7 protein-coding genes are annotated in these 11,330 nt (G+C 63.6%); 3 read left to right on the top strand and 4 right to left on the bottom strand.

Going from position 1 to position 11,330, the window contains the following annotated elements; all coding sequences use genetic code 11:
- Window positions 1-73: 73 nt before the first annotated feature.
- Entirely contained in the window at window positions 74-1,672 is a 1,599-nt protein-coding gene (locus BKY26_RS18765) for a phosphoenolpyruvate carboxykinase (RefSeq protein WP_071691906.1), read from the top strand.
- Window positions 1,673-1,739: 67 nt separating this feature from the next.
- Here the strand turns inward: BKY26_RS18765 and BKY26_RS18770 are convergent, their stop codons facing one another.
- The 4 genes from BKY26_RS18770 to dnaE all read right to left on the bottom strand — a co-directional run bounded on the left by BKY26_RS18770 (window position 1,740) and on the right by dnaE (window position 8,314).
- Window positions 1,740-2,798 (bottom strand): TauD/TfdA family dioxygenase, encoded by a 1,059-nt coding sequence (locus BKY26_RS18770; RefSeq protein WP_071691907.1) that lies wholly within the window; start codon window positions 2,796-2,798, stop codon window positions 1,740-1,742.
- Window positions 2,799-2,822: 24 nt separating this feature from the next.
- Window positions 2,823-3,572 carry a sulfite exporter TauE/SafE family protein gene (locus BKY26_RS18775; protein ID WP_227435100.1) on the bottom strand — a complete coding sequence of 250 codons (750 nt, stop codon included), beginning with the start codon at window positions 3,570-3,572 and terminating at the stop codon, window positions 2,823-2,825.
- A gap of 629 nt (window positions 3,573-4,201) precedes the next feature.
- The gene (locus BKY26_RS20130) at window positions 4,202-4,708 is read right to left on the bottom strand and encodes a hypothetical protein (protein ID WP_131541946.1); all 507 of its coding nucleotides are present in this window, start codon (window positions 4,706-4,708) and stop codon (window positions 4,202-4,204) included.
- A gap of 108 nt (window positions 4,709-4,816) precedes the next feature.
- A complete protein-coding gene (gene dnaE, locus BKY26_RS18780) occupies window positions 4,817-8,314 on the bottom strand; it encodes a DNA polymerase III subunit alpha (RefSeq protein WP_071691908.1) in 3,498 nt (1,165 codons plus the stop codon).
- Between the two features lie 282 nt (window positions 8,315-8,596).
- Between dnaE and xdhA the strand changes: the two genes are divergently transcribed.
- Together xdhA and BKY26_RS18790 are read left to right on the top strand one after the other, a co-directional pair.
- A complete protein-coding gene (xdhA, locus tag BKY26_RS18785) occupies window positions 8,597-9,976 on the top strand; it encodes a xanthine dehydrogenase small subunit (RefSeq protein ID WP_071691909.1) in 1,380 nt (459 codons plus the stop codon).
- Window positions 9,973-11,330, top strand: a 1,358-nt coding sequence (locus BKY26_RS18790) for a molybdopterin cofactor-binding domain-containing protein (RefSeq protein WP_146632875.1), incomplete at its 3' end; no start/stop codon positions are given. The genes xdhA and BKY26_RS18790, both read left to right, overlap by 4 nt.

Raw genomic sequence — 11,330 nt, forward strand, 5'->3', positions numbered from 1 at the left:
GCCTTCCCTACCGGCCGCGACCCCTTCTGTTTCACCCAAGGCGCCGGGCAGAGACGGCGCAGGAGCTTGCATAATGACAACAGGACGCGTGAACCCGGCCCAGACACTGGACGCTCAAGGCATTTCCGGCCTCGGTTCGGTTCACTATAACCTGCTCGAACCCGCCCTGATCGAAGCGGCCCTTCGCAAGAACGAAGGCACTCTCGGGCAGGGTGGCGCTTTCCTGGTGACCACCGGAAAATTCACTGGCCGCTCGCCCAAGGACAAACATGTCGTGCGTTCCGCCGCGACCGAAGACACGATCTGGTGGGAAAACAACGCGGCGATGACGCCCGACGCCTTTGACCGGCTGCATGCCGACATGCTGGCCCATATGAAGGGCGGCGAGTATTTCGTGCAGGATCTGTTCGGCGGCGCCGATACCGAGCATCGACTGGATGTGCGCGTGGTGACGGAACTGGCCTGGCACGGCCTCTTCATCCGCCACCTGCTGCGCCGCCCCGCCGCGGAAGAGCTCGACAGTTTCGTCCCCGAATTCACCATCATCAACTGCCCCAGCTTCTTCGCCGATCCCGAACGCCACGGCTGCCGCACTGAAACGGTGATCGCGCTCAACTTCGAAAAGAAGCTGATCCTGATCGGCGGCACAGAATACGCGGGCGAGAACAAGAAGTCCGTCTTCACCCTGCTGAACTACATCCTGCCCGGCAAGAACGTGATGGCGATGCATTGCTCGGCCAACCACGCGGTGGACAATCCCGATGACGCGGCCGTTTTCTTCGGACTTTCGGGTACCGGCAAAACGACGCTGTCTGCCGACCCCGCCCGCGTGCTGATCGGCGATGACGAACATGGCTGGTCCGACAAGGGCATCTTCAACTTCGAAGGCGGCTGCTACGCGAAGACCATCAACCTGCGCGAAGAGGCGGAGCCGGAAATCTACGCCACGACCTCGAAGTTCGGCACGGTGATCGAGAACATGGTCTTCGATCCCGAAACCCGCGCGCTCGATTTCGACGATGACAGCCTGACCGCAAACATGCGCTGCGCCTACCCGCTGGACTATATCTCCAATGCATCGGACACGGGCCTTGGTGGCCACCCGAAGAACATCATCATGCTGACCTGCGACGCCTTCGGGGTGCTGCCCCCGATTGCCCGGCTGACGCCCGCGCAGGCGATGTATCACTTCCTGTCCGGCTTTACCTCAAAGGTCGCGGGCACCGAGCGTGGGGTGACCGAACCCGAGCCCACCTTCTCGACCTGCTTCGGCGCGCCTTTCATGCCGCGCCGCCCCGAGGTCTACGGCAACATGCTGCGTGACAAGATCGCCCAGCACGGCGCCACCTGCTGGCTGGTCAACACCGGCTGGACCGGCGGCGCCTATGGCACCGGCAGCCGGATGCCCATTCGCGCAACCCGTGCACTTCTGACCGCCGCTCTGGACGGGTCACTGAACGACGCCGAGTTCCGCAAGGACACGAATTTCGGCTTCGACGTGCCCGTCTCCTGCCCCGGCGTGGCCGAGGTGTTGCTGGACCCCCGCCGCACCTGGGACAACCCCGAGGCCTATGACGCACAGGCGCAGAAGCTGGTGAACATGTTTGCCGAGAACTTCGCCCAATACGTGCCCTTCATTGACGACGACGTGAAGGCGGCAGCGATCAGCTGATTTCAGAGCGCAGCCAAGGCCCTTCGAAACCGCGTTTCCAAGCCGCTTCGAAGCGGCTTAGGCCCGCTCAATCCAGCGGTGCGTGCAACCTCGTTCCCGGCACGATGATCCCGCCCCGGTTGCCCACCTCGATCGTCCCATACCGTTCGGCAAAGCAGTCCGGCAATTCCCTGTCCCCCGGCAGGGACAGCCACAGCCGCAGCAGATGCCGCCGCTTCTCGGGCTCCGGCCAGTCCGTGAAGCCGGTCCGGTCGTGCAGCTGCGCGTGGTTGTAGACAAACTGCATGTCCCCCGGCTCCAGCCGCATCCGGAAATGCAGATCCGGGTTATTGGCCAAAGCGTCGAACAGGTCCAGCGCCTCCACATGCGCGGGTGTCAACCGCATCACCCCCTCGAACCGCTGCGCGCTGTCGATGTATTGCCGCTGGTAGAACACCGTCAGCCTGCCGTCATGCCAGCTCAGCGGCGGGATCTCCATCCATGGCTTCATGCCCTCGGGCACTTCTCCCCGGCGGTCCGTCGCAATCGGGTCGAAGAGCAGCGCCAGCAGATCGGGCCGCTCCGCGCGCATCCGGTTGTAGATCGTCTCGGCACTCACAAGCAGGCTGTCGCCGCCCTCTTTCGCGTTGCGCAGGCAGATCAGCCCCACCACATCGGCACTGTCCGTGTGAAAGGTCTGCCGCGCTGCCGTCTGGTAGATCCGCGTATTGGGGTCGTCAGGGTCGGCCCCCACATTGCGCACATGGCCCAACACATGCCCCGCCGCGTTCTGCGACCGGGCCGATCCGATATGCGCCCCGATCCCGCAAAAGATCGTCGCCGCCATCCGTGTATCATAGCGCTCCATCGGCAGCCCCCGGATCACCTCGACCCCGCTGCCGCTGCGCATCTTCTCCTGTAGCTCCGCCACATGGCCCGCGAAGTGCCGCAGCGGAAAGGCCTCCGCCGTGATCTGCCCCAGATCAGCCCCGGTCGCCAGGAAGGCCTGTGCCGCCCGCTCCAGATCGGCAACATCTTCCGGCGTCAGCATCATCAGCCAGCGATCGGGATGCGCGGCCATCTCCGCCCCCATCCAGGCCCCCGGCCCTTCGATCCGTTCCGGCAGATCCTTCAAGTCAATCGGCATGCCATTCTCCTCCCCGACGGGAACTCACACGAAAACAGCCCGCCGCACAAGGTTGAGCCCGGCAATCAGCAACACCACCAGCGTGGCCCGCAGGAATTGCGCCTTGTTCATCCGGTCCTGCAGCTTGAAGCCCAGCCACATCCCCGCGAACGCAGGCAGCAGCATCAGCACCGTCAGCGGGATCGTGTCCGCATTCAGCACGCCCGATCGCAGATGCGCCCCGAACAGCAGCACGTTGCCAAGGAAATACATCATCCCCTGCACCCGAACCTGCTCTGCCTTTTCCGCGTCGCGCGACATCAGATAAGCCACCGTCGGCGGTCCGAAAACCGCGGCGAAGCCCCCCAGAACCCCGGCAAGCCCGCCGAACAGCAGCACCGCCAAACCCCGCCGCCGCGCCGGAACCCGGATCGGCCGGCCCATCAGTTGCAGGCTGGCATAGATCACCACCGGCACCCCGATGATCCCGAAGAAGGCCCATTGCGGCACGTCCAGAACCATCTGCGCAGCAACCGCCATGACGCCGAGCCCGATCAGCATGAAAGGCCAATGCCCGCGCAGAGACTGCGCCGCCGCCCCCAGACCCTGCCGAAACGCTTGCCACATGTTGGTCAGCGCCGCGGGCAGCAGAAGCGCCGCCAGCGCGATTTCCGGCGGCATGATCGCACTGAGGCCAGAGATCATGATCAACGGCAGGGCAAACCCAACCACGCCCTTGACCACGCCCCCGAAGAAGGTGATCGCCAGCGCCGCGGCCAGAATGCCAAGCGGCAAGGATTCGATTACGGCCCCTATCGGTCGCCCTCCATGTTCGTCCCCGGTCCGCTGGCCGTGAACGCTCCGGCGTTGTACAGCCGATTCGGGGGTGGGCCGCAATTGCCAAATCACACCGGCGCCCCCGCAAGATGAACACGCTGCATCACGCTGCCCGCCGCACAGCGCACGGTCGAGCGTTGATTGTTGACCGATGCGCCAAAGGGCGCCCTGTCGCCCCGGTCGCTGTCAATCCGCGCGTATCCACCCGGACCCGGGCCAGTCGATGCGGCGACCATCGGCGGACAGCTGACCGACCTGAACTCCCAATCCTCGGCGTTCCCCGTGTCTTCGTCCAGAAAACGCCCTGTTGAGCCTTGCTAAGGTTTCGGTGGAGAGTGAACCCGGGCCCTCGCTGGTGCGCCAGATGCCGCTTTGGGCAGGCAAGCGGCCCTCAAGATGGACAAAACAGCTCCCGCAGAGATCTATTGGCAGAGGAGCGGCGAAAGCGGGAGAAGCTGGCCGGGACCTAGCTGTTCATCGACCTGCTGCATTTCTGGAAAACACAAGGGATGGATATGTTGGGGCTGACCGTTGGGACGGGTTAGGTCGCAGACCCGCAACCTGCAAGACGGGATCCCGATATGCCTTCACACCGGTTGGATGGATTGACCACCGCAAACAGGCAGTTGCCCGCCGTTTGTGTTGCTAAAATACTCTCGCAAGGCGGGGCCGGTCCAACCTTGAATCGTGCGGCCCTGATCTGTTCTTCCGATGCCGATAGCGGTGCTGGACCTGTTGCCGGCCAGCGTGAAATTCAGGCCCGCGCTTTGACCATCATCGCAGGTGAATGAAACCGTTCCACCCTGTCGGGTGGCCTGAAACGTCCCTTCACAGCTTGCGCCGTTGGACATGGTGGCGGCGACCACGCCTTCCTCCCATCCGACCGCTCGACCTGCAAGGATATCCTCGCCTCCAATGCAGGCATAAATCCGCGTGCAGGACGTCGGTGAACCTGGCTGGAACATGCAACCGGGATCCCCGCGTTGGCTCGTTTCAACACTCGGCGTGCAGGACGCCGCAAGGCAGGTGATCAGAAGCAACGGAACACTCGTTTTGCGGCCTATCGCGGATCGGCGCGGGGAAAAAACCAACATCTGGCATCACTCCTAACTCATTACCAAATACCCAAGCGAAGCCTTGGGATCGTCCATATAGGAGTTCTCAACACGAGTTCGGCTCAAAGGCAACCCATCCGATCCAACTCAGATCTCCTCCACCATCAGCACGCCCTCAAGGCTTTTCAACGCGCCCTTGATCTGCGGGTTCACGGGGAAATCCTCACCCAACAGCACATCCACTTCCCCCGGCAATTCAGGGCTGAGCAGGCAGAGACTGACCGGCCCGCGGCCTTTCAGCTTGGCCTCTCCCCGCGCGCGGTCCAGCAGTCCCGCCACGGCAGGGATCGCCACGTCTTCCTCGATGAAGATCCGCAGGCCCGATCCGCCCGCATCGGCCACCACCCCATCGACCGGTTGCACTGTACGGGCCAGCAGTTTCAGCTGCTCACCCTCATAGGTTGCATCCGCCGTGATCACCACATTGGACCCGCTGTCGAGAAACTCGCGGCTCGCCTCCAGCACCTCGGAGAACATGGTGACCTCGTAAAGCCCCGTCGGGTCCGACAGTTGCACGAAGGCAAACCGGTTGCCGCGCTGGCTTTTGCGTTCCTGCCGGGAGGACACGGACCCGGCCATCTTGGCAACGAAAGCCCCGCCCTGAACCTTAAGGGCAACCTCCTCCAGCGTCATGCATTTCTTGCGTTTCAGCGCCGGCATGTAGTCATCGAGCGGGTGGCCGGACAGGTAGAACCCAACGGCCTTGTGCTCCTCTGCCAGCCGCTCATTGGGCAGCCAGTCGGCAGGGTTGGGCAGGCGCGGTTCGGGCAGGTCGTCACCCGCCTCGCCAAAGAGGGACACCTGGTTGGAGTTCCGCTGTTCATGGATCGCGGCGGAGTACCCCACCAATGCATCGAGGCTTTCGAAGACCCGGCGACGGTTGCGGTCGAGCTCATCAAACGCCCCGGCGCGGGCCAGCATCTCCAGGGGCCGCTTGCCGACCCGTTTCAGATCCACCCGGCGGGCAAAGTCGAAGAGGGTCGCAAAGGGCTGCCCGGCGCGGCCGTCTTCAATCAGGCGCATCGCCTCGACGCCCACATTCTTGAGCCCACCCAGCGCATAGACGACGCGGCCCTTATCAACGGTGAACATCGCGGCAGAGCGGTTGACGCAAGGCGGGATGGTCTCGATCTCCAGCCGGTCAACCTCCTGCTTGTAGACATTCAGCTTGTCGGTCAGGTGGATATCGCAGTTCATGACGGCGGCCATGAATTCCACCGTATGATTGGCCTTCAGCCAGGCCGTCTGGTAGCTGACCACCGCATAGGCCGCCGCGTGGGATTTGTTGAAGCCGTAATTGGCGAACTTCTCCAGCAGATCGAAGACCTCCGACGCCTTTTTCTTGTCGACGCCGTTTTCCATCGCCCCCTTTTCGAATTTGGGACGTTCCTTGGCCATCTCCTCGGCGATCTTCTTACCCATGGCCCGGCGCAACAGGTCGGCGCCGCCGAGGGAATACCCGGCCATGACCTGCGCGATCTGCATCACCTGTTCCTGGTAGACGATGATGCCCTGGGTTTCTTCCAAAATATGGTCGATCAGCGGGTGAACGGATTCCCGTTCCTTCAGCCCGTTCTTGACCTCGCAATAGGTCGGGATGTTCTCCATCGGGCCGGGACGGTAAAGCGCCACTAGCGCCACGATATCCTCGATACAGGTGGGTTTCATGCGCCGCAGCGCATCCATCATGCCCGAGCTTTCCACCTGGAACACGGCGACGGTTTTGGCGGAGGCATAAAGCTTGTAGGTCGCCTCGTCATCCAGCGGGATGGCGTTGATCTGGTTCTCGGCCCCGGCGGGCGGCGCGTAAAGCTGCGTCCCGTCCGGCCCGACATGCAGGTCACGCCCCTGCCCGTGAATGAGGTCAATGGCGTTTTGCACCACGGTCAGGGTCTTCAGACCGAGGAAGTCGAACTTCACCAGCCCGGCGGGTTCCACCCATTTCATGTTGAACTGGGTCGCGGGCATATCGGAGCGGGGATCCTGGTAGAGCGGCACCAGCTCATCGAGCGGCCTGTCCCCGATCACCACGCCCGCCGCGTGGGTCGAGGCGTTCCGGAGCAGCCCCTCCACCTGCTGGCCGTAATCCAACAGCCGTTTCACCACCTCCTCTTCCCGCGCGGCCTCGCGTAGGCGGGGCTCATCAGCCAGCGCCTTTTCGATCGAGACCGGCTTCACGCCCTCGACCGGGATCATCTTGGACAGGCGGTCTACCTGCATGAAGGGCATTTGCAGCACGCGCCCCACATCGCGCACGGCGGCCTTTGACAGAAGCGCGCCGAAGGTGATGATCTGGCCCACCTTCTCGCGCCCGTATTTTTCCTGCACGTAGCGGATGACTTCCTCCCGCCGGTCCATGCAGAAGTCGATATCGAAGTCGGGCATCGAAACCCGTTCGGGGTTCAGGAAGCGTTCGAACAGAAGGCTATAGCGCAGCGGATCAAGGTCAGTAATGGTCAGCGCATAAGCCACGAGGCTACCCGCGCCGGACCCCCGCCCCGGACCCACGGGAATGCTGTGCTCCTTGGCCCAGTGGATGAAGTCGGCCACGATCAGGAAATAGCCGGGGAAGCCCATGCCCTCGATGATATCCAGCTCGAAATCGAGCCGCTGCTGATATTCCTCGACGCTCACCGCATGGGGGATCACCGCCAGGCGTGCCCGAAGGCCTTCATTGGCCTGACGGCGCAATTCGCTGACCTCATCATCGGCGAATTTGGGCAGGATCGGCGGGTGCGTCCGCGCCCGGAAGGCGCAGCGGCGGGCGATCTCGACGGTGTTTTCCAGCGCCTCGGGCAAGTCGGCAAACAGCGTCGCCATTTCCTCGGGCGTCTTGAAATAGTGCTGCGGGGTCAGGCGGCGGCGCGGTTCCTGTTGATCCACATAGGCACCATCCGCAATGCAAAGCAGCGCGTCATGGGCCTCGTACATATCGGATTTGGGGAAATAGACATCGTTGGTGGCCACCAGCGGCAGGTCCATCGCGTAAGCCATTTCCACATGGCCGCGCTCGGATTGCTGTTCCGCCTCTGGCAGGCCACCCTCACCGGGGTGGCGTTGCAGTTCCACATAGAGCCGGTCGCCATAGATGCCCTTCAGCCGCCCCATCAGCGCCTCGGCCTTGGCCCGCTGCCCGTTGCGCAGGAAGCGGCCGATGGGGCCATCGGGGCCACCGGTCAGGCAGATCAGCCCGTCGGAATGGGTGGCCAGTTCCTCCAGCGTCACATGCGGCAGCGATCCATCGCCGCGCAGATAGAGACAGGTGTTGAGCTTCATCAGATGCTCATATCCCGCCCGGTTCTGGGCCAGCAGCACCACGGGCGCGGACGCGCGCGGCTTTTCCCCCGGCTGAGGCGGGTCGTAATCGACGCTGATCTGGCAGCCGACAATGGGCTGCACCCCGGCCCCCGCCGCCAGTTCGGAAAACTGCAAAGCCGAGAACATGTTGTTCGTCTCGGTCACCGCCACGGCGGGCATCCCGGCCCCTGCGCACATGCCGGCCAGTTTCTTGACCGGCACGGCCCCTTCCAGAAGGGAATACTCGGTGTGAAGGCGGAGATGGATGAATCGGGGGGCGCTGCTCATGGTGCGAGGCTAGCGCAGCACCAAACGCGCTGCCAGCCCCGTGGTTGGACGGCGCCCGTTTCAAGACAGCCTGATCTTTCACCTCTTTGCGGGAATCCAACTCATTTTCGCAAGAAACCTGAAAGTCTTTTTGTGCTGCAATGCGCCGCATCGCTTGCCACAGAGACAAAAAGCCGCTTTCCTGACCACACCAACAGGGAAGCGCGCATAGGCTTTACGTCGCATCGGGCCAGCGCAAATGAGGGCAAAGCCCCTCCGAAAAGAAGGCGACACGAGAATTGAATGACTGACGAGGTTGTTTTCCTCCTCAACGGCGCGCCGGTCCGGGTTACGGATCAGCCGTCTACCCGAACATTGTTGGATTGGCTGCGCGAGACGCAGGGCCTCACCGGCACCAAGGAAGGCTGCAACGAGGGCGACTGCGGGGCTTGCACCGTGGTGGTGACCGATGCGGACGGGTCGAAGGCCGTCAATGGCTGCATCCTGTTCCTGCCGCAACTGAACGGCAAGGCCGTGCGCACGGTTGAGGGCATTTCCGGCCCCGACGGGCAGATGCACCCGGTGCAAACCGCAATGGTGGAGCATCACGGGTCGCAATGCGGGTTCTGTACGCCTGGGATCGTGGCCTCGCTGGCAGCCGCCCACACCAATGGCGAGACGAAATTCGACGATGTGCTGGCAGGAAACCTCTGCCGCTGCACCGGCTATGCGCCAATCATCCGCGCGGCTGAGGCCGCCGCGTCTGAACCCGTGCCCGCATGGATGCAAACAGACCGAGACGCTGTGGCCGCGTTGGACGCCAGCCCCCTGCCCTTCGCCCCTACCAGCAGCGATGAACTGGCGGACTGGTATGCCGAAAACCCGGAAGCCACGCTCATTGCCGGGGCCACGGATGTGGGCCTCTGGGTCACGAAGATGCTGCGCGACCTGTCGCCGGTGGCCTTTCTCGGCGGTTGCGCCGACCTGAAAACGATCTCGGAAGACGCGACGGGCCTGCATGTGGGCGCGATGGTGTCCCTCACGGACCTGCACGCTGCCATCGCGCCCCGCCATCCTTCCTTCGCCGAGATGCTGCGCCGCTTTGCGTCCACGCAAGTCAGGAACGCCGCCACCATCGGCGGCAATATCGCCAATGGCTCTCCCATCGGGGATTCCCCGCCTGCGCTGATCGCGCTTGGGGCGGAGCTGCACCTGCGCAAGGGCGACAGCCGCCGCACCATCCCGCTGGAAAGCTTCTTCATCGACTACGGCAAACAGGACCGCGACGCAGGCGAGTTCGTGGAGGGCATCACCATCCCCGCGCAACCCGACCGGCTGCGCTGCTACAAACTGTCGAAGCGCTTCGATCAGGATATCTCCGCCGTCTGCGGCTGCCTGAGCGTCACCGTCGAGAACGGCACCGTGACCGACGCGAAGCTCGCTTATGGCGGCATGGCGGGCATTCCGAAACGCCCCTCAACGGCCGAGGCCGCGTTGGTCGGCCAACCATGGACGGAGGACACCGTGCGCGCCGCGATGGCCGCCTACGGGCAGGATTTCACCCCGCTCACCGATATGCGTGCCTCCGCCGCCTACCGGCTGGAGACTGCCGCCAACATGCTCCTGCGCTATTTCCATGAGGATCAGGGCACCCTGTCCAATGTGCTGGAGGTGTCGGCATGAGCGTTCACAAATCCCTGCCCCATGACGCCGCGCCCCTGCATGTGACCGGTCAGGCCCGCTATGTCGATGACATCCCGGTGCCTGCGAACTGCCTGCATCTGGCCTTCGGCATGGCTGAAATCGCCCATGGCCGGATCACCTCCATGAACCTCGACGCGGTGCGCGCGGCCCCCGGCGTGGTGATGGTGCTGGCCGGTGAGGATTTCGACGAGATCCCGGATTGCTCGCCGTCTGCCCATGACGAGCCGCTGCTCTCCGATGGCTCTATCCACTACCTCGGACAACCGCTCTTCCTCGTCGCCGCGACCAGCCATCTTGCCGCGCGCAAGGCGGCCCGTCTGGCGCAGGTCGAGTATGAGGAACTGGAACCGATCCTCACCATCGAACAGGCGCTTGCAGCCGATGCAAGGTTCGAGGATGGCCCCCGTATCTATGAAAAAGGCGATGTCGACGCGGCCCTCGCCCGCGCCACGCATATCATCGAAGGCCGGATCGAGATGGGCGGGCAGGAGCATTTCTATCTCGAAGGTCAGGCCGCACTGGTCCTGCCGCAGGAAGGCGGCGATATGGTGGTGCATTGCTCCACCCAGCATCCTTCGGAAATCCAGCACAAGGTTGCCCATGCCCTTCACCGCCCGATGAATGCGGTGCGGGTCGAGGTGCGCCGCATGGGCGGTGGCTTCGGTGGCAAGGAAAGCCAGGGCAATCATCTGGCCATCGCCTGCGCCATGGTCGCGGATCGCACGGGCCGGCCCGTGAAGATGCGCTATGACCGTGACGATGACATGATGATCACCGGCAAGCGGCACGATTTCCGCATCGACTACCGCGCGGGCGTCGACGCCCATGGCAAGCTGACCGGCGTCGATTTCGTGCAGATGACCCGCTGCGGTTGGGCGCTTGACCTGTCGCTGCCCGTGGCCGACCGGGCCATGCTGCATGCGGACAACGCCTATCACCTTCCTGCCGCGCGCATCACCTCGCACCGGCTGCGCACCAACACCCAAAGCGCCACCGCCTATCGCGGTTTCGGCGGCCCGCAGGGGGTTCTTGGGATCGAGAGGGTGATGGACCACATCGCCCACTCCCTAGGGCTCGACCCGCTGGAGGTGCGCAAGGCCAACTACTACGCCGAGATGGGTGGCAAACCGGGTGTAAATGTCGAAGAGGGCGTTGATGCCAAGGGAGCCGGAACCGCGCACAAGATCAGCTCCGGCACCGGGGGCGCGAAACGCTTCGGCGGCGCGCATTCGCCCGAACCGATGGAGCAAGGGCAGCAGACAACGCCCTATCACATGCCGGTTACCGATTTCATCCTGAACGGGCTGACCGCGAAACTGGCGGAGGCTTGCGA

This window comes from Nioella sediminis, assembly GCF_001879695.1.
In the GTDB taxonomy this organism is placed as follows: Bacteria; Pseudomonadota; Alphaproteobacteria; order Rhodobacterales; family Rhodobacteraceae; genus Nioella; species Nioella sediminis.